Raw genomic sequence first — 23,192 nt, forward strand, 5'->3', positions numbered from 1 at the left:
TAGTGAAGCCGTGATAACTGCTCAATATTGCATGAGCTCGAACTCTACAGCGATGTTTAGGATGATTCTTGAACGCTTCTTCTAGCGTGGTGAACTCATGAGGTAACAGGGATCTAACTTGTTTCATTTATTTCTGAGATCTAGCCAATGATGCGATAAGTACTGAAATTATCACGTTGCTCTAATAGTGAACGAATTTATGGTAATTTAATACTCAGGTACTTATAGGCTGACGTTAAAAATAACTAATCCCGCTTAAAAACGAATATCACTTTTTTTCTTGAGTGATATAGCAGCTTCAGGGAGATATATTCCGAATTAAATATTTAATTGATGTTGATAAGTCAGTTGGTATTTTAATCAGCATTTAACAATGATGAGCATTAATTTTTTAACTTTCGTTATGGCTAACATAGAGAGGTGATAAATGGATGAGAGTCAAAGTGAGATTATGAAGCAAGTGGAAGAGGATGAAAGTAACGTTATTAAGTCAAATCCTATTGCTATGTGGGTAATGGTGTTATTGGTGTATATTCTATTATTGGTTGGCATAGGCTATATCGCTTTTTTTGATCAAGACTTTAATAACCCTCAAGATACCATAGGAGGTTATATTGGTATTTTGGATGAGTATAAAAACTCACCGTCCAATGAAAAAATGTTGAGTGATGAGGACCTTTCTAATCTCTTGATAGAAAGTATGAAGAAAGATTCAGAAGGCGCTGGTGATTTACAGGAATTAGCATCCCAATCATTTAATATCATACTTGGTGCCATTCTCGCTTTTTTATCTGGCTCAGTTACTATTGTGTTTCAGCGTGTCAGCAAACAAAAAAACTAAGCTTGCTAGGAGGGTACAATGAATTTGGCCACCCAATTAGAGGTGATATTTTATTCAGTATGCACTTAAATAATGCGAGTTATTCACTGAATAGTGACTAATGAGTAAAGTAAAAAATGGGTGGGAAATATGAATATTACCGCGAAATCAGTGCTGGTAATCTATTTAGGTGTTTTTATTATAGCCATCTTAGTAGCGGTAGGTGTGAATATCGCTGCAGCAATGATTTCTTTTTCCAGTGAATCCATTCGGATAAATCTCACCGACTTTGGGCATTCAATGACAGATATACTTGAAGTGTCATTTGGTGCGCTGATTGGAACCCTGAGCGCGAGTTTACAGCGGGTTATGATATTAATTCATGGCTTGCAATAGAAGGGCATTTTTATCGTGCGGGAGACTACAGTGGTGCGAGTGGGGAAGCAATATATGTGAATGATTTCTCTCTCAGTCCTATTATTATCAGTATCTCCAATGGCGGTATATAAACATGTATCCGTAATTAATAAACGCAGTTTTTAGTCATAAACATAATGTGCTTTGTTATTTTAAACCTACTATATGGTTGTTATTAACCTGAGTTTAGATGAATAAAGAAGAATGCGTTTGATTGGCCTTTTTTGTTTTCTCTTTAAAAAGAGAGAGTAAGTGTTTTTATTATTGTGGATTGGCAATTAAATCAAATGTGGATGGTATTTGGGGCCTTAGCCATGATGTTATTGCTCATTAATGCCCCTAGAAATATATTGACCCTATTGGTGTTGATGATTCTATCGACATTGGTAGTGGATGAAGAGTCGCTATTAGAAGTGGCCGCCAGTATTCAAGGGGAGCCGTTGACGAATATTCGAGACAGTCGCCAGTTTGAAGCGCCGACACTGACGTCAGTCAATGAAGTGGAAGCTAAATTAACGGATAAATTAAATAACTTATTGAAAAGTCGCATGGACTCCGATGAGGTGGTGCAGGCTTTAGAGGCTTATCGGATTGAGTTACAAGTTAAAGTGGATTTAGCGGGGCTGGATGAGGTGGATAAGGCGGTGATGCAAGCGTTTTCAAGTCATGGAACGCTAACGGAAGAGACCTTCTTTATTATCATGAAAAATCAAGGTTATACCGATGACAGAGCGATAACGTCTTATAAAAAGCTGGCGACAGCAGATTATATCGCCAGCTCCCCAACTGATTTTAAACAAGCGCAATTAACCAAGCAAGGCATGGCATTAATGAAGGCCTTAAAGGCGTATTAATGGATGAGCGTTAATGTGTAAACGTGATTGATTTTTTAAAGATAGATGACTGAAATTCTGAGTTTAAAGTGATAAGGACAATCCATTGAAAACTGAAATAATACAATCGTCATTAGATAAACAACAAGTTGAAGCATTATTAAATAGAGATGTGCCGACTTATCGGCAAGCTTACAGTGATAGAGCCGCTTGGTTAATGGCGTGTTTATCAGAGTTGGCTTATGTACGCTTTAATCCACTGATTAGTGATGATCTTGCTAAGAGGCAGTTATTAAGCCAAGTCGGTGAGTTGATGGGCAAACAGTCTCAGTCATCCTTGCTTAAGATGATTGAGAGTCTAGCTTATGATCATCTGGAGGAAAAAAAATTACTGATCTGTGAGTTAGCACATTTACGCATGCAATTAGTCGAGACATTTGATGAAGGTGGTACTCAGGCTATTTTGGTGAGTTGTTCACAATTTTTGATTTTATCATTTCGAGGTACCGAGTCTGATAGCTTAGAAGACATTAAAACGGATATCAAAGCCATCAGCACGCGTTGTGAGTCTGGGGGGATGGTGCATTCGGGGTTTAATGAAGCCTATGGAAAAGTCGCACCCATGTTACAAGAGGTATTAAATAGACTGGACTTCAAGCATAAACCACTGTTAATTACCGGCCATAGTTTAGGCGGCGCGCTGGCGACGATTGCTGCCAAAAGGTTGCGACATCAAGGCGGTATTGCTGCCTGTTATACTTTTGGTTCTCCTCGGGTGGGCGATGAAACTTGGGTGATGTCCATTAAAACACCGATTTATCGGTTAGTGAATGCCGCTGATTGTGTGACCATGATGCCCCCAGGCGCGGATGCTATTACTGCGATGAGTTGGGTTTTACGTTTTATCCCAAAGTTTGGTGAGACGATTTGCTTGAAACTGCAAGCCAAGTTTGGGGGGTACTATCATGGCGGTGATATGCGTTATATGACCCATTGCATTAATGGAGAATACCGTAATGTGCAATTATTAGTCTCTGTGAGTATTTTTCGACGTATCAAAGGACTCATTATTAAAAACCTCAGCTGGAAAAAAGCCTTAGCGGATCATTCTATTGCTATCTATCGAAAAAAATTAATGATGATAGCCAATAAGCGAGCACCTAAAAATGAGTAGAAACATATTTATCAATATTAATCTCAAGAGTGAGGGGTGTGCTTTATTCTTGATATTTTAAAGGGTAATAATATGAAAAATAATCATAATGAATTTATTAAACTGGTTCCGTCAATCAAACAACCCGTGTTATCAAATAAAGAAGTATTAAAACAACAACTCATTCGGCATGAAGGATTAATGTGTGGTATTTATTTACGGGGAGAGAGTCAGATTTTTATTGGTGTTGGCCGAAATGTATCCATTACGGGGATTAATGAAGCTGAAGCTCATTATTTAATTGGCAATGATGTTAAAAGACTCAAACCTTTATTAGAGATGGAATGCAGCACGAAAAATGAGCAGGCATTATCTTTGGCTGATCTCATTACCAATCATCAAAAAGTGGCTTACTTATTCGATAACGGTATTACTCGACATGAGGCGTTATACTTGCTTGAAAATGACATTAAACGCATTGAATTGTCTTTGATACAAGCTTGGCCTGTCTTTTCACGTTTATTATATCAACATCAAGCAGTGCTGATCAATATGGCTTTTGATGTAGGGATTAATGCATTACTTCGCTTTAACGGTATGTTGTCGGCGTTAGATCAAGAAGCCTATCAATTTGCTGCCATAGAGTTAGCCAAATCAAGTTGGGCTAAAACAGTGGGAAGCAGAGCAAAGGAACTCGTCTCTCAATTAAGACAAATCCGTCAATTTTAGATGGCAATAATATGAGAATGGGTTTGGCTTGTTGTCTTTGGCTCAATCTGACCGTTATATCATGTTGGTCTGGGTAATAATGACCATTGTTATTGTCATTAAGCTGATTTATTTTATCCACCTAATAAAGGGTTGTTAAATACAAAACGATATCATTGATAAAAGGATCACGTTTCATTATAAATTTGGCTGTTTTTAGCCAATATAATTTTTATGGTGGTCTAATATCACCTTATTAATATTTTGGTATTCGACTTGCTATAGGTAGACGTCTTTCGATAATGAACGTTGGCGTTTTATGGTTAACAATAATGTATTTATAATGGATCCAGAAAGTGATGCTTTATCTTTGATGCGGTCAAATATTCATGATTTAGAAAAAGAAATGGCCTGGTGTGAACAAATTATTGATACACGTTTGAAATTGCATTTTAAACAAGACACTAATATATCAAGTATCTTTGATATATTACCTCCGGATCTGCAACAATCTCATTCACATTATGCTCAGTTTATTGTTAAGCATCAATTGGATTTTCAAATGAGGTTAATATTAGTCTTGGCCCTGCTCCCCGCATTAAAGCCTAACGTATTAGATGTATTGAATTGTCACAATGAGCTGACTCAGCGGCCTTTTACTGAATTTGCTGGCGTAGAGATGGAATCGTGTTTTTATGTGACCGGAGAAACGGTCAGCTTTTTACTTGGAGGGGATGATTTATCGATACGTTTTCAGGTACAAAGCCAGTTACAATCCACTGATCCACAGGGACTTAATGAAATCTTATATTTGCATTCTCCTCATTATGATCCTCTATCAATGAAAACGCCTTTGAGGCTACAGACTGAATATTTACTTTTTTTTACGACCTCAGAGCATTACCGTCCGGATTTATCCGACGCGTTTCCAGCCACTCGGGTGCAAAGTCAACTTAATTGGCAAGACTTGGTGCTGCCTAAAAGTGTCATGGAGCCATTAGAAGAAATTAAATCTTGGATCCAATATGGGGAGACATTAATGTTTGATTGGGGGTTTATGAATAAATTAAGGCCCGGTTATCGAGCATTATTTTATGGTCCTCCAGGAACAGGTAAAACAATGACCGCGAGTGTGCTAGGAAAGGCGATATCACATCAAGTTTATCATGTTGATTTGTCGAAAATCATCTCCAAGTATATTGGCGAGACTGAAAAAAACTTAGAGCGAGTTTTCTCTACTGCTGAAAATAAGCAGTGGATTTTATTTTTTGATGAAGCCGATGCGTTGTTTGGTAAACGTACCCAAGCGTCTGGGATTAATGAGCAATTTGCCAATCAAAATGTGGCCTATTTATTACAGCGGATAGAAAGTTTTTCTGGGATCAGCATATTAGCCACAAATTTGAAAGACAATCTGGATGACGCTTTCTTCAGGCGCTTCGAATCTGTGATTTATTTTCCTCTGCCCAGTGTGAATGAGCGTTTGACGTTGTGGCGTCAAGGTTTCTCTAAAAAATCAACGTTACATCAATCGATTAATTTAGACATGATTGCGGCTGAACATGTGCTTTCAGGTGCGGAGATCATGAATGTGATCCGCTTCGCTTCGCTACAGGCTTTACGTCTCGGCACGGATGAAATTTCTCAGGCGAGTTTGTTGGAAGGGATCCGACGTCAAAAAATCCCCAACTTAAATCAAAAAGACGCAGTTACGGATTCAAGTGCTGACATCTTTGGCTAATGGTTTACCTCATTAAAATGACAATAAGGAACAGGAAATATGCACCAACAAAGCACAGAGCAAGAAGTCATATCGGCATCTATGCCATTAGAGTCGAGTCATATGAGTGTGGCAACGCCACCAAAATACATTTATGCCGCCGGGCAGCTTAGACCGCACTTTACTAATTTAGGCTTAGAAAAAGAAAGTGAAGCGGCGACCCAGTTGCTTAACCTTAAGCCTAAGGATTATTATGATCTATTCACTTATAAAGATAGGCATAATAATCAGCCTTATCGGTATCTTGCTGAGCAAGTTAGTTGGATTTTAAGCATCGATAACCAAGACGCTTATGTATTGCTGCCCAATAGCAATGATGAGTTAAATGAGTTTATTAATACCCTTGAGGTGAGTGATAAACATAATGTGGCCGATGAAGTCTTATCGGTTGTTGTGGGGGTTTTAGGACCTGTTGCCCCCGATGAATTGAGTAACAGTCAACCTTTGCCTATGGTGAGGTGTCAACATTTATACCACTTTACCACTGCTGAGTTAATGGAAGAACTCAGTGTTCATAATACCACGACAACGTCAATACGAGATGTATTAACCGCCCTTGCACCCAAACCTAATGTCGGTGCCTCAGATCATGAGCGTGCTAAGAATTTTCTGGCTTATCGATACGCCACGATCTATGCCAAAACGGCGGGATTAGCGTTTAGTAAAGATGAGAGTGGGACTGAAGATAAAGACAGCGATCAATTTTTAGAAAACTTAGAAACAAAACGTTCAAATAACTCACCAGGAAGAACCATTATCGATGTTATTTTTACCTATCAACGCAATGTCAGTGGACGACAAAGTACTTATTATACCAGTGTTGATGTGACGGATCTGTACCCTTTTCTTCATTCGAATTTAATGGATTATGTGCCTTCAAGCTAAGTGTTACCTCAGTTTTTACCCACAAGGTGGTGAGCAAGTATGCTCATCAATAATGTTAAGGCATATGAGGAGTGACTCATAAGATGAATGAAATACCAACGGTTAGTGGCGCGGATCAGTTAACGTATTTATATCTCAATGGATATGTAAAAGCTGATTTTCCTTCAAAAGGACTAAGGAAGGAATTTGAGCGTTGTTTATTGTCATTAGATGAGAAAGGTAACAAACAGCAATTTTTACCCGTGACTTCTGCACAAGCTCCTGAAACGTCAAATGATCATATTGAAAAACAGCTCTATGAGTTGGTGTCGAAGCCGAGCTATCGTTATATAGCTCGTCAGATGACTTGGAAATTTACCAATCGCTATGGTCATGAGATATATTGTTTAACGCCTACGGAGTCGCAATTAAGTGCATTGATTTTAGCGATTAAACCTCGAAAAAATAAACTCTCGCGGCCGATGGTGTTAGTGGGCTATAGTCAGGCCTCACTAGCCAGTCGTTTGCCTAATGTCGATGTGAAACGGCTGACGAAGGTGAGCCCTTGTTCAATCATCAAGTCTATTAAGGGGACAATGCCCAATATTGATGTCGATAAGTTAAAATTGATCGTTTCTGAAATACTCTCGTTAAGTACAAACCGTGGTGATAATGATCAAGATCGCGCGCTTAATTATATTTTATATCAAAACTTAGCCATTTATTCTCGTACCTATGGCATCCTTTATGACGAAGAGGGAGGGTGTCAATCGGCGCCCAATGCGAGGTTGGCGAATATTCAAGTGTTGCCAATGATGAGCGGTGATCGGCATGTGGTGAAAGTGGTATTTGAATACCAAAATACCCATGGTGGCGGATCGCAAAGCTGGTATTCTGCTGTGGATGTTACTGATGAGTATCCCTTTTTATTGGGATCCTTTGAGCGATTTTTACCTCGTTATTAAATTAACCTTAGATCCGTTACGAAGGTTATCCCACCCCCCAATATCATTGGGAGGTGGGATAACCTTTTTAACTTTAAGTATTCAGAGCGTTCCAGTGTGCTGATGTCGGTATAGTGACTGAATGACCTTTCAAACTTCCTTCCTTATTTTCTTCCCCAATAACGTCTTTTTACTTGCCAGTTATTCACCACATTCATTTAGTTTTTAAGATCAGCTTTGATTTTAGACAGTGTCTGTTGCATGTTGTCAGCATGAGATTGATGCTTTTTTTTAATTTGCTGACACTGGGCTTGTGTGTCTTTTTTTTGGGTATCAAGTGCGATACAAGATTGCGTGCTGGTTAAAATTTGAGTGCTGCTTGGTGGGTTTTTAGGTTGCCAGTACCAATCAAACCTGTCTTTAGTGTCCATGATGAGGGATTCCTTTATGAGCGTGTTGCTTATTCAAGTTAGCCATATTGAGGAGACGTTATCGAGACGATGACGTCTCGATAAGACCGTATTAAACGGCTTCGTTTACCAGAGCATGGAGTGCCATATTATCAAGGTTATGGATGGGTAGATGAGGATGTTTTTGCACTAAATCAGTATATTTTTTTTGCAAAAAATGGACCAGCTGGATGACATCTTGTTGCTGCTTGCTCCGCTTAAGTCTTTCTTTGCCATAATCAAAGCGTCCTCTTGCCGCTTCGGGATCGAGACAAGCAAGGTAAAGCTGACTTAATCCGGATAATAGCGGCAAGTATTGCTGGCTAAAACTGACCGCTTGCTGTTTCTGCAGCTCAGGTTGATGGGTATTTAATTGATACTCATTCATATCAGTGAAAAAAACCTTCATTTTTCTCTCGAAGCTTGTTAGCTCATCTTGATGACTTTCTGCTAAGTGGCTATTGATAATGACTTCAGTGAGCATGGTATTCATTTTAAGAAACCACGGTTCTTCTAAGATAGGATCGGACACGATGAATACTCCTGTGGGTAATGTAAAGGGACGGGGATAACGGGGCACATGTTGGCGTTATTCCTCTTTGTCATCGAATAATTGTTTTAAAAAAGAGGAATCTTTTTGGCTATATGGTTTTTCATTGTTTAGTGGCTTGCGATTTTGCTCTTTGTTCATATTCGTTCCCTCATAAATGATATTGGACACGCTATCAATGGATGCTTGAGTGGTGTTATTTTCAGTGATGAACGACTGTTGGGACTCATCACTAGACATAGGTTGAAGGCGTTTAGATGCTGTACTAGAGGGCGTAATTGAGCTATTAGCTGTAATTGTCATCTCTTCCTGAGAATGGCAATGGTCTAATTCTGATGTATCAGCTTGGCGATTCTTTTCTATGGCAGCATCGGAGCTTGTCGTATCTGAAATCGCCTCTACGGGGGGGATTTTTCTTTCTGATTGAGAGGTTATCATCCATTGCTGGCTGATGTCTTCATCGGTGTAGGTGGGGCTGAGCTGGTTTAAAGCTTGATAAAAATGTTCAATAAGTAGATGAAACTGATTTAAGTGTTGTCTTTCTGCTTCATTTGATGAATTGAGTTGATTATGGCGCTTAATATTAATGGCCATGATCTGAGTCGAGTCATGAATAAGGGAGTTTACCAGTATTTGAGAGACCGATTGACTGGTGACTTGAAGTTGTAATAGCGCTATTTTTTTTGCCCAGTTTAGTAGGTCATTCTTATCTGTTTTTTCTGTTTTCTCATTTTGAAATAATTGTTTAATTGTATCTAGCAAAGATAAATATTTTGGTATTTCAATCATAGTATATCCTATAATAATCGAATAGAAGCTAATTTTATTTTTGTCAATTAATTTATTGAGTGATATTTAAAGGTTATTTTATAGATAAGGTAGTCATAAGGATCAATAAATAGACCACATTATCAAATTGGACACTTGCGTCCCTATTTATTTTAGCTATGGACAGTTTTGGGGTTTGATAACGGAGGAAATGACTATTTTTTATTCATGGGGTTTGTTTTATTTAATACTCAGAAAAATATAACCATGTGACCCCATTTTATTATTAGTATGGTTTTGTTTGTTTGCATATATGGGATGTATTCATCCAATATTAAAATGTTCGTGGTCGATTTTATCCATTGATAAAAGTTGGCTATATTAATGCTTTCGTTGTGTCTACATGTTAATCGTTTGATGAATGTTATATTAAATAAAATAATTTTCAGATAATAAAAATAAAGTAGCAATAAGAGAGAACTATAATATGCAAGAAATCCCCTTAAGGCAGCCCGCAATATCTGAACTTTATCTCATGCCGGTTTCTCTGGAAATGGCGGAGGCTATCTTTCCTTTGATGAGTGCTAAGATTTGTGAGGGTTTGGCCATAAAACCGATAGAATCGATTAATGATGTGAGACATTTTATTAAAGGGACTGACTCATTGCAAAAAGGACGTTTTTTTATTGTTCATCACTCTTTAGGTATCATCGGTGGGATAAGTTTTGGTTTGATTAATGATAGAGAAAGACTAATAACTGCATTATTAAGTTACTGGGTTGGAGACGAGTATCAAGGTAATGGTTATGCCACTACAGCACTTTCTTCATTAATGTATACTTTGAAAAATCAGGGGGTGACACAATATTTAGCACAGGTTTTCCCCTATAATATAGCCTCTCAAAAGGTGCTTAAAAAGTTAGGTTTTGAGTGCCTTGACCCTAATATGTATCAAGATGGTTTCTCGGGGTTAGTCGACTTTACTCTGATATTGATTTGATATTGACATTCACGTTATGTGAGTTTAATCCTGCTTATATTTAGGCTTTGCATTTAATGGATAGTTTTATCCAATAATAATAATCGGGTGGTTGATATGGTTATTATTATCTATTTGGTATTGATTTTGCTCTGTTGAAGATACATTTAATACAGAGAATACCAATAATGTTTAAAATCAATCAATCGAAAAAAACCAAAATACGCGTTATGTTGATATTAGGGCTTATATTGGTTTGGTATATAGCCGATTTATATGTCAAACCTTTATTATCCGATAATTATTCCATTCAGGGGATCGATGTGTCTCACTATCAAGGACGGATTGATTGGCCACAAGTTAATCGTCAGCTATTTCCTTTTGCTATCGCGAAGGCTACGGGGGGAGAAACCTATGTGGACCCTGAGTTTCATATTAATTGGCATGGCATGAGAGAAAATGGCTTAATTCGGGGGGCTTATCATTTTTTTTATGCCGCTGATGATCCACAAAAACAAGCGCTGAAATATCTTTCGGTAGTAGGGGAATGGAACCCGGCTGATTTACCGCCCATATTGGATATTGAAATAACCGATAATATGAATGGCGTGGCTATTCGCGAGAGGAGCTTGGTATGGTTGAATATCGTGGAGAAAGAGACTCAGCGAAGGCCGATAATTTATACCAATTCGTTTTTTTCGAAAACCTATTTAAATGATCCCCGTTTAGCAAGGTTTCCGCTTTGGATAGCGCAATACAGTGCAGAATTATCGGTTTTGCCAGAGCCTTGGAAGGATAAAGGGACGTGCCGTAATACTTGGTGCCTTTGGCAGCATTCTCAAAATGGTAAGGTGACGGGGGTCAATGCCCCTGTAGACTTAAATCATTTTAATGGTAATTTACCGTCGTTGAAAAAATTTATTCGTGATTCACATCAATAGGAAATGGGTAAAAAGGAGGGGTGAATATGTTAATCATTGCGGGAGAACGACTCACCTGCACCGCAATGAATAACGCGGTTTCAAAAAATAGGAATTTGATGGAGCAAGTTCATCATGTCTTCAATGCAATGTTTGCCGATGCAAAACAGACTTTAGCTTTGCTTGAAGAAAGAAAAGCGGAGGATAATACTGAGTTAAAGGAAGTGTTAGTTCAAGTGATAACCCATTTTGGACTATTTCGGGTAAGTTATCAAAAACAGTTAAGTAAGTGGATTGATAGTGAGCACTATCGTGGGGATGATAAACCTCATTATTATCATGCTTCAGGAGAAGAATCTTGGCAGTTTCAGCAACGAGAATATCGATTTTGGTATGAGGCGGCTATTGCTTTGGATGCTTGGATACAAAGTCGAGATTGCAGGCTCTATGAGAAAAAATTGGCACAGGCGGTGTATCAAAATCCGTATATTGATATTTTAATGAACAGTTTGATTCATAAATTATACTATCAAATTAATCAACTAATTGAGAGTAATCGGGACATTTTTTACGATGTGACCATGGAGCTGCTAAGTGGGCAAACACTCTTAAGAATGATCTCGAATAATGGCCAACTGCAGTTGGCGACATCTTTTGGCAGTTATCGAAACAGACTTAATCAAGATGGGACAGTACACTGCAATAACAACGTCTTATTTGCTCAAAAAGTCACCTATGATGCACCGATGAGTATTTTGACAACACCTCAGGATTATCCATTGAGAGACAAAGTGGTGTTACTACATGATATGGCGGATTATTTTGGCAAACAACAAGCGTGGGAACCCCAAACCGCAGCGCAAGGCTTAGTTGAAAATGAGATAAAAGCGGATTGCAGTGTCAGTATAGGCGGAGGACAAGGGAAAGTGAGCCAAGCATGTGTTCCCGATGTGGCCTCTTCGCTTAGCCGTAAACTGAGAGGTGTTGGATTGAATCATACCTGTCGAGATGAAACGGCATTGTCGAGCTTATTGGCAAGAAAACAGCAATTGTTTTTATGGGCTGGGCACTCTTCGTCTGTGATTAGGATGCTCAAAGTGGCTTGTTGGGCTCAGGCCAGCCAATCTGAGTTAACGGCATTATCACAAGCATTGATGGCCTTTTGGCGGTTAGATTATGATGGTCGTTGCCAATACCCTTTTCATACCTTGCACGAGGTGATGGATATGGCAAAAAATGTGGGGGTAAACTATCAAATTAATACCCATAAAAAAGGGCCGGAGTGTATTCATATCGATAGTATTGATCGAGACTATCTTGAGCGGTTTATTGAAGAAATGGGCACACAATTAGAGAGTCTTTTTAAGCTGAGTGATACTCAGGTATCAACGAAGCATAACCCGACTTCAGTGGAACATAATCTAAATGAGATGCATGAAAATGCGACTCGGGAGAGAAAACGGGCTAAAGCCGATGAATTATTGACCGAACTTAAACAAGCGATGGCCAAACTCAGTGAAGAAAAGTTTAATCAAGCGATGGATCAACCCATTCAATCAAGAATGAATGCTTTTTCTTCAACGGAACGGACGGTACCTGATAAGGCGTTTGCATCCTTTTATGAGGCATTATGTTCATTGCAGACTCTATTGATGGAGATGAAAAGCAGTTTGGGGGATTAGAGGACTAAGTCGATTGTTTAAATCGACATCTCAGATCATGTTGAAATTAATTTATGTTAGACAAGTTGAGCTGATACTCTTAAGCCATATCGCTATGGGATGATATGTTGTATCGAAAGATTTAGTGTATCGTAGCCTCTGCTAGCCAGAGGTGCGGCTGTTTTGGTCATAGATGCTTAATGCTCACTAGGGAGCATTAAGCATTTGTAGCAACAAACGTAATGAGAAAGGTAATTATTTTGGATCCATTCATTATTTTAACACAAAAAGAGGGGCTGTAATGTGTTAAATCTCGTTTCAAGTAAAAACCCAGATAGAAGTAATCCTCTGCTTTATCTATTAAAAACCAGTGCGAATACAAATATGACCTTTGCGGCCCATAGTAGGGCATTAGGATTACTTTTATTGCTAAAAAAGCCAAATTAACTTCTTCTGTTTTAGATGTTTGATGAGCATGATAATTAAATTTGTAGAATTGACCTTATCTTGTTGCTATTTTTTGTGTTTAATCGCGATAGTCGGCTTTATCTGAGTATATTCTTGGCACATATTTACGTTAGGAATACACTCAAAGGTAGTGACTTAAAACGCGTTTAGTGATCCTATGAGTGAGAAAAAGCAAAGCACGAATTCAGTGGCGAGTAAGCCTGTTACAACTTGGCCGTTGGTCAAATTATACTGGCAGTCAGATCATAAAAAAATAGCCTATTTCTATTTGATTACCTTACTTGTTTTGACCTTGTTTTTGGTCGCAATGAATGTTGCGGTGACTTTATGCTCTTTTATGACTTTATTATGGATATTATCGGGACCGCTGGCGGTTAATTTGGGGGAGTTTGGGAACGATTCATATTTCAGGTTACCTCGTGTGGATTGCATTAATGTACAGTTTTGCGGGCACGTATATAACGCATAAAATAGGTAAAAAATTAATAGGGTTAAATTTTAAGCAACAGAGGGAAGAAGCCGATTTTCGTTTTAATGCGGTGCGGATCCGAGCTAATGCTGAAAATATAGCGCTTTATCAGGCACAAGATAAAGAAAAAACGGGTATTCTTCGTTCTTTTAGTCAAGTTATCGATATTACTTTGCAGGTTATTAATCGAGAGAAAATGTTACTGTATTTTACGGCTGGGTTTAACCAAATTTCATCAGCTTTTAGTCAAGTTGAAAACTCATTATCTTTTTTTGTGAATGCCTACACTGATATTGCTCAGTGGTACTGCGTGTAACAACGTTCATGAATAAAATGCAAGAGGTTGACCATAATTGCCGCTGTAAAACAGCTTGAGCGTGAAGAGCATAATCGTACCTCTGTGATGGCTAAAAACTTAAGGCTTCAAACACAAACTGGCTACACTTTACTTGATGGGATTAATGTCAGCTTTGAGGCGGGTAAAAATCATCTGATTAAAGGGCCTTCTGGTGTGGGAAAAAGTACCTTTATTAAAGCATTGGCAGGGATTTTTCCTTTTGCTTCAGGCGTGGTTAAGTTGCCTGCGGGTAAAAAATAGATGTATTTACCGCAGAGATCTTACTTTCCTTTAGGGACATTGCGAGAGGTTTTATTGTATCCTGGTGAGCAAAATAATAGTGATGATGAGTTGTGTGATTTATTGGACAAAGTGGGCTTGCCGCGGCTTAAAATCGAGCTCAATGAGAGAAGAAATTGGAGTGAGATCTTATCACTGGGGGAACAACAAAAAATGGCCTTTATGCGTGTTATTCTGAGTGCTCCTGATTGGGTCTTTTTAGATGAGAGTACGGGATCTCTTGATCAAGATAACGAGCAAAAACTTTATTATTTGCTTAAAACAGCATTACCCCATTGCTCAATTGTTAGCGTGGCACACCGTGAGAGCGTGGCTGATTATCACGATGAAACTGTGTTATTTAAGCCTATAGAATCTTAGTCATTTAAAGATAAACAGTTAAAGATTAGTGGCAGACTAGGTGGATAACAATTTGTGTATTGTGTACTGCGTCTAGTTTGGATCTAGCTGAAAATGGGCGACGTATATTGGAATGACAATAGCGAGTTCTATAATGAATATCACTGAACTTACTCGGTTTATCATTTAGTGACGTGAGACAGAATGCTATCATCAACAATACCTTGTCAGCAGTCAATAACCACGACTTTAATGTATTATAGAAGAGACTCGATTGGTTGACAGGCTCTTTTGTGCTTGCTTAACTGAAAGTAATTATACGCTCGAATTAATCAGGGAATATGCAATCAGCATCTTTTTTGCATGTATAGCCAAGCGTAAAGATATGATTTTTTGGGTGCTATTTTTAATTTCTATTGCAGACAATCAGTATTCTTCGTGTGATTATCTGCTTGTTCTAAGTTAAGTTGAAGTTGCTTAAACGGGGGCTTTCAACTTGTCATTTCAGTAACAGACTAATTGATTTTGTTATGTTAATGAGTCAATGCAGCTTCCTTTATTCTAGATGTGAAAACCTTATTTCATGATTTTATTTAGAGGTTGAAAATGTCAGTAGCAATGGTGAATAAAAAGAAGTTTAGAGTCATGTTTTTCATAGAAATGTGGGAACGTTTTGCTTTCTATGGGTTTCAAACATTATTTATGCTATTTATCGCTCAGGAGAAGCTGCCTTCTCAAGAAGCCTATATGATCTTTGGTATCTTTTCGGCATTGTTGTATACATCTCCTGTGATTGGTGGCGTACTTGCTGATCGCGTTATTGGCTTAAAACGTGGGTTACTGCTTGGCACAATTGTTTTAATTTTAGGTTATTTTATTCTTTCTATTTCAACAACAATGAATATGATTATTGCCGCTTTATCACTCATTGCGATAGGGAATGGATTTTTTAAACCGACACCTTCTGCGATAGTGGCAAAAATATATGATCAGGATGCAACGCAATCAAAAGTTGCATTTACTTACTTTTATATGTCCATTAATATTGGGGGGATCCCCGCATTAACCATTACGCCTTTGATCGCAATATACAGCTCTTATCATTTGGCATTTTTTTTATCTGTTATTGGTATGCTATTAGGGTTAGGAAATTATTTATTCAAACGTCATTTATTTGATGATGTCAATAGTGCCGGTGATCTATTAGCATTAACAACGGTGAAAATAATAGCAATATCAGTGACATTATTATTATTATTCTCTTTGTTTAATCTTATTCTTCACTTTTTAAATATATCATTTTACATGTTGCTTATTTTTAGTTTAATGGTATTTTTTTATTTGATTATCATTAATCAATCCTCACCCACTAAAGAAGTCAAATTTAAGTTTTATGTCGGGATAATATTATTGTTGGAATCAGTGGCATTTTGGGTGGTATACAATCAAATGTTTTCAACTATCCTTATGTTTTCAGCTAAAAATGTGGATTTATATTTATTGGGTTTTCGGTTGAGCCCGGCAAATTTAGTGATTGCGGAAGGATTAGCCATTGTTATTTTTAGCCCTGCTATTGCCAAATTTTATACCATGTTGAAGCGTAACAAAATGAAGTTAACAGTGCCATTTCAGTATGCGATTGGACAGGTATTTGCTGGCATGAGTATGCTGATACTAGTGCTTGCGGGGACTTTTTTTTCACACAATGCGCAGATAAACCTCTTTTGGGTGGTGGGTGCATTAGCTTGTTTTGCAGTGGGTGAAATATTAATATCAGCATTAGCGTTATCAATGGTTGCACTTTATTTTCCTAAAAAAATTAATGCATTTTGTTTGGGGGTGTTTTTTTTGACCGTCGCGGCAGGAGGCGCAATTGCAGGGAAGCTAGCGGCCTTATTTGTTGCTTTTCCTAAGAGCACCGCTGTGACAAAAAGCTTGAGCATATATGTCAATTACTTTTTATGGTTGGGTGTGATTTCTGCCGCTTTTGGTTTGTTATATTTATTGGTTGCCATTGCTATTCAGCGAGCAGCAAAGCGGATGCAAGTAAATATAGATTGAGTTTTGTAAAAGCGGATTTATCATTATCAATGAGTGATCTTTAAAGAGTATTAAATTGATAAGTTGTTTTTGAGCAGCCTCGATAAACGATCCCTTATGGTTAACACTTTTATTGAAGGTTATGGATTGGATTTATGTGTTAATAAGAGGCCCACTTGAGTTCAAAAATAGGCCCATTATTCACCATTGATATAGCTACCTACATTATATAGGTTCATCAATATCGATAGCATTTTTCTGCTCGTTTCTTTATTTGTCTGTCTGGCTGTTATGAATTGGGGTTATTATGGCAATCTAAGGATTAACTCATCATAAGCTAGACTTATTAACGTAACTTATTAGGGGAAAGGTGTCGCGTTTAAGGAGCGAGGCTAATGGAAAAGTCTGTCAGGCATAATAAGTGGTATGCTCAAGAATATGCCAACGTGTCTGATATGCAGTGGCGACAGGCCATGGAGGCGATTGGGCGTTGTGACTATACTGGGGCGGACTCCATTCTCGATGTGGGGTGTGGTGATGGTAAAATTCCCCGTTATCTGGCGGAGCATCTTGAACATGGGAACATTATCGGGATTGATTTGACCAAAGACATGATCCGTTATGCTAGAAAGGAGCATGCTTATCAAGCCAATTTATTTTTCGAGCAGATGAGTGCCGATGAAATACAGTTTAAGCAGCGTTTTGATATTATTTTTTCATTTAGTTGCTTACATTGGGTAGGGGAACAGCAGAAAGTATGGAATGGCTTCTATCGGAACTTAACCCCGAAGGGCAAAGTAGTGTGTGGTTTTCAGGTTGGCCATGAACACTTCTGGAATACGGTGATCGAGCATCAGCAAGACCCTTATTGGAAACCCTTTTTTCGAACTTCAACGATCCTTTCAATCATTTTACCTTAAGCGAGATAGGACATTTCATCGAAAAGGCGGGGTTCTACCTGCCTCGAATCGATGAGATCCACCATGTTGAATACTTTGAGACCAAAGACAATCTTACCGATTTCTTTCATTCTTGGGTGCCACAGTTTCGGCATCTACAACTGCCTTTTCGAGACGAATTCATCAAGCAGGTGATGGATGATTACATTAATAAAGTTCACCCGCAAATGTGCCAGCGGACCGGCGTGCGCATCAAGCGTTATATTATAGAGGCTGAAAAGTAACGCGGAGCAAACGGTTAGTCTTCTCAATATATTGACCTATATGCATATCCTGCATATAGGCAGTAAAGGAGGTTGTTAAAACAAAAAATGTTTCTTCAAGGGAGTTTGCGGCAAAGAACGCTGCGTCATCAAGCATTTTAAAATAGATGCTGCCATGAACACCGCCTGCAGAATGATGGTGTTTTCGGATAATTCAATTTCAATAATAGCTTACTTTTAGAAACCGTCATTAAGGGGGAATAGAAGTTATTGATGGGGGGGCAGCGTACATACTGACAAGCTTTTCAAAATGCGACTTTTCGGTCATTTAGTGACTATCCATGTTTTAGTGTTAAATTTAATACTCTTCTTTGGTTTTGATGAATAACCTTTACCAAGGTATAAATAAACTGCCGAGAAATAAATTATAACCTATTGTATTGTATTTGATTTGATCATTGTCTATAAGTCTTAAAAGTTCATCATCAAGTCGCTCGTTCACTACGTTTTATTAAAACCATTTTTACTGTCTGGAAAGCTTGCTGGTCGGTCCAGATTTTGATGGGAATACCGATAAGAGAATAGATGAACATTAACTTTTTCTATATCGTTTAAGTTTATTGATATAAATCATTTTTATAGAATATTGTTGATGAATTTTGATGATGTTTGTGAACAATAGTTAATAATCGAGGCAATGTATGGAATTAAAAATAGCGTTATTCGAATTATCTGAACGATGGCAGGTTTCATTATCTCTTGAACTCGGTGGTATAAAAATCATAGATAAAAACGATATTGAATGGCTATTTGAATGTCCGGATGGTAGTGACATTTTTACATTTTATTCATCATTATCAATGTTACCTGAACGAGAACATGATCATTATTATTGGTTGTCATTAAATACAAACCGGACTTTATTAGGTAGTGCTTGGGTTGGATTGTATAAAGATGATTTATGTTTAGGGGTTTCATTTCCAACAAATTTATTAGATAGCTTTCAGCTTGAAAATTTATTGGAAAATATGTGTGTTTTAAGAACTAAATTAAGTCAAATGGGTTAATGGGAGGTTGAGTGATATGAATATAAGTGAAATTTCAAGCGCTGTTATGCATTCAATCAGTACATTGAGTTGTAACGTTGTTACCTGGGCTTCTGATTTTTTTCGTCAAGTTTTTCCTTCGTTTTCATCTGAAGCAACAACGACGCAAGCACGATCCCCACTTACGAATGTAAACAGTTCTGAGTCTCTATTAGAACCTAATGCAGTTATGCGCTCTCCACAATTGATGGCAGTGCAGCTAGGTAGTCAATTAGAAGAGACGGCTATATTGGCAACACAAGTGCCGAATAGTCAATTAAAACGGCAGCATAGTGTCATTCGTCCTGTTTTTAAGCCAGAAAACTTTACTGATAATAGTTTTACAATTGTAGATAAAATGGCAAAGGAGTTAATGACAAAGGAGGTTATTTCAAAACCTCAGGATTTTATTGATTGGTGTCAGGCGCGTGGGTATACGAATGAAGCTTGTTTAAACCACTTTGGTGATCCCTCAAGTCAAAATGAAACTAAAGTAAGCTTTGCAGGTTTTCCTTTTAAAGTTGGTGTGAGCCAACAAGATGGGATACAGGCATTGATGAAAAGTTATCGAGACTCATTAAATTTGAAAGAGCGTCTATTACTCGTGAGTCATTACCCTCCAGCTTCAAAGTCAGCGAGTAACCTTGAATTTATGATGTTGCAGCGTTTAACCGCTAAAGAAGGTGGGCAAGACTCATTAGCATTAAAAAAGGAAGTCGTGGCAGCCTGTCTTGCAGGCTTGGCACATGTTTGTATCGATGCTAGCTTCACTTTAGATATGACTGATGCAAGCATAGAGTCAATGACGGTTCGTCAATTAATTTCGCATTTTAAGAAGAAAATGGATTTAGCACTCACTGTTAAAGCATTCGAGAAGGACTTTTTATCAGCAACAACGTCATACAGTGGATTAAAACCAGAACTTATTCCACATACAGTGGTATTAACGACGAATAATGAAATTGAGATTGGTTTTAGTAGTTATACTGCTGCTTACAATATTCATTTAGCACGTTATGGTCAGGAAGCTGAATTTAAGGTAGGTCAAAATAGTGCTTTTCGCTTAGGCTCAAATGGTATGCCTAAACTCACTATGAGTTTAGAAGCGTTTACAGTTTTAGATAAGAAAATGCGGGCCGCAAGTGACCTACTAACGGATTTTAAGGATATTGCCAAAAAGGCAAATTTTACTGGTGTCAGTAATGAAGCATTTAGCCTCCCCTCATTTGCTTTTCCTTTAAATGCCAATGCACACATGCAAGAGCGTATTCGCTCAGAAGGGCTAGAAATTCATTCATTTGATGAAGCGCAGCTAAAAGTCACTGGTCGAGAAAATATCGACTACCTTAACTATATTTATCAGAAATTAGGTTTAGAAGATCGACATGGTCGGCCAAAGGAAGTTATTGAAGATCATACTCAAACAGGGATCACTCAACTTTCTAAAAGTGATATTGCAAAGGTGAATCAGTATTTCAAAAGTGTTGAATGTGCTGCGTCAATGATTAATCTTGGGTTTGAATCCATTTTGTTTAATCATGTAGAGATCCCACTTGAGACGATTATTGATGGGATTGTGAGTAAAACAGAAAAAACAAGGCTACAAGCGATTCAAGAAATGAAGCAAATGTTAAATTTGCCCGTTGGGGCAGAGCTTCACTTGGAGTCAACTATTCGATTAGAACCTAGTATGCTTAATCGCTTAGCTTTACATACTCATATTCCAAAAGATGAAATTCAAGAGATCATGAGAGATAAAATGAAACTCTCGGCTGAACAAGCAATATCGTTTGTTGCAGAGCATAGAGGGATAACGGATGCGCAATCAAGAGACGCGATTAAAGCGATAATGGGACTGTCTTCTGAACAAAGGTTACCTGCGAGTACTGCTATTTCATTAAAGAAAATCATGGAAGCGACTGATATGTTGATGTTTCAAGGAGCTATATCGGATGATAAACAGGCTACGCATTCTTTTTGGGGAGTGTTTGAGGAGTTTAGTCGTATTTCTCGTTATGGTTCGATAAAAAGACAAACATTGACCAGTATTAACAGGGAAGAGTGTAAAGTCACAGCTTTTGGTGGGCAACATGGTTATATCCCAGTACAAGCGGCTAATAGAAGTGAGCTGCATAAGAGGCAATATCAAGCTCAACTTAACTTATTATTTGGTTCGATAAATAGAGAATTGCAAAATAAAGGAATACAAGGGATTCATCTTGAGCAGTTAAAGCAGGTAATAACAACACGTATTGCTGCGGCAGAAGGAAGCGATGAATATGAATTGAGGCGGCATGTCGAAACGTCGATTGCTCAACTCGAATTATGGCCTCATTTGATTAAGCAATGTAAAGATGAAGCCGCTTTTTCACAGTTTAAATTTTACATCAATGATACTGATTTTAGGAATTGTAATGAGGGGTTATCTGGTAAAGTCATTACCATTACTCAAGGTTTGATGGGAAGTAGTGCGCAGGATCAAGGAGAGCGGGTTGCCGATTACAAAACAAAGTTATTGATTTCACTCTCTGCTGATATTTATCCGGGTGAAGAACCAGCAGTTAACAAACAAATATTAGCTCACTTTATTAAAAATGGACGGATCCCTTTTCCCACCAATGTAGAGCTGGATATTAGCAGATTTGCTTCCCGACAAGCTGCTCAGGAATCATATTTAGAGTTACAGCTAGCGGGCTATAGTGTGGTGAAACGTGCTATTTCTCAAAATGTGGGAATGAAAACCGGTATGTTTGATTCTCAAGTGAGCCAACATATCGTTGAGCGTGAAACAGAGTACTTCCAACAATGTTTATCGACCGCAATAAAAGCAAATGATTGGACCGAATTTGAAAGTATCCTGAAAGATAACTTACACGTACCGAAGAAAATCATTGAATTAGCGTTTAATGCGGGAGAGTTACCAGAAGCGCAACTGAAACAATATGTTTTAGCATCATTACAAAGAAATAATATATTGACAAATTACTAACCAACCTGAAGAAGGGTAACCTATTTCAAATAATGTCAGGTGTTTATTATTGAGGCTGCAAAGTAATTACTAATAAAGGGTGAAGCTGTCAATCAAAATGGAATAAAGCAAGCTGTTAGGCATCTTTCTTTATTCGTTTTTGGGGTAAACTAAACACCTGACTGCGCCATATTCTTAATTTTTACGGCCTTTTCAAAATGGTCCAGTTGATGAATTTCAATCCACCACCTAGCGACCTCCATTAAGGCTTCAGGAGAGTCGTTTTTGTTTTTAAAAAAAGCATAGAAGGATAAGCCCACATCGGCACCCTTATTGTCCGTTTTTTGGTCGCAGACTGCAACGATGTTATCTCTCAGCTCTTGCCTCAAAGAAAGGCTCCTTATTCGTTAGGTTTTAGCTATTTCAAATATACCTTCAACTTCTACCGCGACATCGTAAGGCAAGGGGCTACTAGCCGACGCGTTCGCCAAATACCGCTATGAACAAGTTTGATAGCCATTCATGACTTGATATTGACGATGAAAATCGGGAGTTTCATTCACATATCCAGATGATTTTACTGTTTTGTCACTCTATCCAAATCACCGCCTAGCGCATGTTTTAATTGTGCAATTAAGTTAATTCGACACACCTTAGTCGCTTTTTACTCTTCTTACAATATCAAACTGGTTTCCAAGTTTGCCAATGAAGCGCCTTTCACCATTCCAGTGGCATAATAGCCCAGTTAGAGACAATAAATTACCGCTTAATACATAAGGAATATCGTTAGTACTGGGGGGACTCTGGGGCTCGGCAGTTCAATTTATAATCACTGTAATCGAGCATCAATAAGGTTAGACATAACACCTCCTGTGATTAAGAGATCCGTAAGTATTCACCTGAGTGGTATAGTGCATTCAACAGGTTGACGCCCTTGACGCTGCGGCCACTGCAATGATCGTAATGTCAGCACATTAGCTCATTTTCATCCGTCCACGCTTTTTCTTGGATCGTGTAGTCAAAAATCAACACGCCATCATCACGCTCAACGCTTCTCACTGTCGGTTTAACTTGCTGCCATAAATCTTTGGAAGTGTAATCTTGCTCTGATAAAAGCCGAGTGATCTCACCTTCGACCATGGCTGACAGACCTGTAGCCGCCGCAGCACCAAAGGTGC

The 23,192-nt window shown here is 38.2% G+C and carries 21 protein-coding genes and 1 pseudogene; 17 read left to right on the top strand and 5 right to left on the bottom strand.

Annotation, left to right across the window (positions count from 1 at the left end):
- The first annotated feature begins 427 nt into the window (after positions 1 to 427).
- The 8 genes from L2764_RS10840 to L2764_RS10875 all read left to right on the top strand — a co-directional run bounded on the left by L2764_RS10840 (position 428) and on the right by L2764_RS10875 (position 7,540).
- On the top strand, positions 428 to 841 hold the full coding sequence (locus tag L2764_RS10840; protein ID WP_248940235.1) for a hypothetical protein: 414 nt from the start codon (positions 428 to 430) through the stop codon (positions 839 to 841).
- 129 nt (positions 842 to 970) lie between these two features.
- Entirely contained in the window at positions 971 to 1,216 is a 246-nt protein-coding gene (locus tag L2764_RS10845; RefSeq protein ID WP_248940236.1) for a hypothetical protein, read from the top strand.
- 287 nt (positions 1,217 to 1,503) lie between these two features.
- Positions 1,504 to 2,091, top strand: coding sequence for a hypothetical protein (locus tag L2764_RS10850; RefSeq protein ID WP_248940237.1), 588 nt, complete (start codon positions 1,504 to 1,506; stop codon positions 2,089 to 2,091).
- Between the two features lie 85 nt (positions 2,092 to 2,176).
- Positions 2,177 to 3,244, top strand: a complete 1,068-nt coding sequence (locus L2764_RS10855; protein ID WP_248940238.1) for a lipase family protein — start codon at positions 2,177 to 2,179, stop codon at positions 3,242 to 3,244.
- Positions 3,245 to 3,316: 72 nt separating this feature from the next.
- Positions 3,317 to 3,952 (top strand): lysozyme family protein, encoded by a 636-nt coding sequence (locus L2764_RS10860; RefSeq protein ID WP_248940239.1) that lies wholly within the window; start codon positions 3,317 to 3,319, stop codon positions 3,950 to 3,952.
- 322 nt (positions 3,953 to 4,274) lie between these two features.
- Positions 4,275 to 5,672, top strand: a complete 1,398-nt coding sequence (locus L2764_RS10865; RefSeq protein WP_248940240.1) for an ATP-binding protein — start codon at positions 4,275 to 4,277, stop codon at positions 5,670 to 5,672.
- A 39-nt stretch (positions 5,673 to 5,711) separates the two neighbouring features.
- Complete coding sequence (locus tag L2764_RS10870) at positions 5,712 to 6,596, top strand: cyanobactin maturation protease PatG family protein (protein ID WP_248940241.1); 885 nt, start codon at positions 5,712 to 5,714, stop codon at positions 6,594 to 6,596.
- A gap of 83 nt (positions 6,597 to 6,679) precedes the next feature.
- Positions 6,680 to 7,540 carry a cyanobactin maturation protease PatG family protein gene (locus tag L2764_RS10875; protein ID WP_248940242.1) on the top strand — a complete coding sequence of 287 codons (861 nt, stop codon included), beginning with the start codon at positions 6,680 to 6,682 and terminating at the stop codon, positions 7,538 to 7,540.
- 197 nt (positions 7,541 to 7,737) lie between these two features.
- Here L2764_RS10875 and L2764_RS10880 read toward each other — a convergent pair whose 3' ends face one another.
- The 3 genes from L2764_RS10880 to L2764_RS10890 all read right to left on the bottom strand — a co-directional run bounded on the left by L2764_RS10880 (position 7,738) and on the right by L2764_RS10890 (position 9,307).
- On the bottom strand, positions 7,738 to 7,950 hold the full coding sequence (locus tag L2764_RS10880; RefSeq protein WP_248940243.1) for a hypothetical protein: 213 nt from the start codon (positions 7,948 to 7,950) through the stop codon (positions 7,738 to 7,740).
- 91 nt (positions 7,951 to 8,041) lie between these two features.
- Positions 8,042 to 8,500 (bottom strand): hypothetical protein, encoded by a 459-nt coding sequence (locus L2764_RS10885; protein ID WP_248940244.1) that lies wholly within the window; start codon positions 8,498 to 8,500, stop codon positions 8,042 to 8,044.
- Between the two features lie 57 nt (positions 8,501 to 8,557).
- Positions 8,558 to 9,307 carry a hypothetical protein gene (locus tag L2764_RS10890; RefSeq protein WP_248940245.1) on the bottom strand — a complete coding sequence of 250 codons (750 nt, stop codon included), beginning with the start codon at positions 9,305 to 9,307 and terminating at the stop codon, positions 8,558 to 8,560.
- Between the two features lie 466 nt (positions 9,308 to 9,773).
- Here L2764_RS10890 and L2764_RS10895 point away from each other — a divergent pair, with 466 nt between their 5' ends.
- From L2764_RS10895 to L2764_RS10935, 9 genes and pseudogenes are all read left to right on the top strand, one after another.
- The gene (locus tag L2764_RS10895; protein WP_248940246.1) at positions 9,774 to 10,286 is read left to right on the top strand and encodes a GNAT family N-acetyltransferase; all 513 of its coding nucleotides are present in this window, start codon (positions 9,774 to 9,776) and stop codon (positions 10,284 to 10,286) included.
- 167 nt (positions 10,287 to 10,453) lie between these two features.
- Positions 10,454 to 11,206: a GH25 family lysozyme gene (locus L2764_RS10900; RefSeq protein WP_248940247.1), complete on the top strand. Its 753-nt coding sequence runs from the start codon at positions 10,454 to 10,456 to the stop codon at positions 11,204 to 11,206.
- A 26-nt stretch (positions 11,207 to 11,232) separates the two neighbouring features.
- Positions 11,233 to 12,867 carry a hypothetical protein gene (locus L2764_RS10905; RefSeq protein WP_248940248.1) on the top strand — a complete coding sequence of 545 codons (1,635 nt, stop codon included), beginning with the start codon at positions 11,233 to 11,235 and terminating at the stop codon, positions 12,865 to 12,867.
- Between the two features lie 836 nt (positions 12,868 to 13,703).
- Positions 13,704 to 14,099 carry an SbmA/BacA-like family transporter gene (locus L2764_RS10910; RefSeq protein WP_248940249.1) on the top strand — a complete coding sequence of 132 codons (396 nt, stop codon included), beginning with the start codon at positions 13,704 to 13,706 and terminating at the stop codon, positions 14,097 to 14,099.
- An 87-nt stretch (positions 14,100 to 14,186) separates the two neighbouring features.
- Positions 14,187 to 14,780: pseudogene (locus L2764_RS10915) on the top strand (ATP-binding cassette domain-containing protein).
- A 585-nt stretch (positions 14,781 to 15,365) separates the two neighbouring features.
- Complete coding sequence (locus L2764_RS10920; protein WP_248940250.1) at positions 15,366 to 16,820, top strand: peptide MFS transporter; 1,455 nt, start codon at positions 15,366 to 15,368, stop codon at positions 16,818 to 16,820.
- 374 nt (positions 16,821 to 17,194) lie between these two features.
- Complete coding sequence (locus L2764_RS10925; protein WP_248940251.1) at positions 17,195 to 17,719, top strand: class I SAM-dependent methyltransferase; 525 nt, start codon at positions 17,195 to 17,197, stop codon at positions 17,717 to 17,719.
- A 943-nt stretch (positions 17,720 to 18,662) separates the two neighbouring features.
- A complete protein-coding gene (locus L2764_RS10930) occupies positions 18,663 to 19,028 on the top strand; it encodes a type III secretion system chaperone family protein (protein WP_248940252.1) in 366 nt (121 codons plus the stop codon).
- Between the two features lie 16 nt (positions 19,029 to 19,044).
- Positions 19,045 to 22,035 (top strand): hypothetical protein, encoded by a 2,991-nt coding sequence (locus L2764_RS10935; RefSeq protein ID WP_248940253.1) that lies wholly within the window; start codon positions 19,045 to 19,047, stop codon positions 22,033 to 22,035.
- A gap of 149 nt (positions 22,036 to 22,184) precedes the next feature.
- On the opposite strand, the gene L2764_RS10940 is transcribed toward L2764_RS10935, so the two are convergent.
- Together L2764_RS10940 and L2764_RS28215 are read right to left on the bottom strand one after the other, a co-directional pair.
- On the bottom strand, positions 22,185 to 22,403 hold the full coding sequence (locus L2764_RS10940) for a DUF6500 family protein (protein WP_248940254.1): 219 nt from the start codon (positions 22,401 to 22,403) through the stop codon (positions 22,185 to 22,187).
- Between the two features lie 577 nt (positions 22,404 to 22,980).
- Complete coding sequence (locus tag L2764_RS28215; protein ID WP_376708402.1) at positions 22,981 to 23,154, bottom strand: hypothetical protein; 174 nt, start codon at positions 23,152 to 23,154, stop codon at positions 22,981 to 22,983.
- Between the last annotated feature and the right edge of the window lie 38 nt (positions 23,155 to 23,192).

This window comes from Shewanella surugensis, from assembly GCF_023284005.1.
GTDB classification, from domain to species: domain Bacteria; phylum Pseudomonadota; class Gammaproteobacteria; order Enterobacterales; family Shewanellaceae; genus Shewanella; species Shewanella surugensis.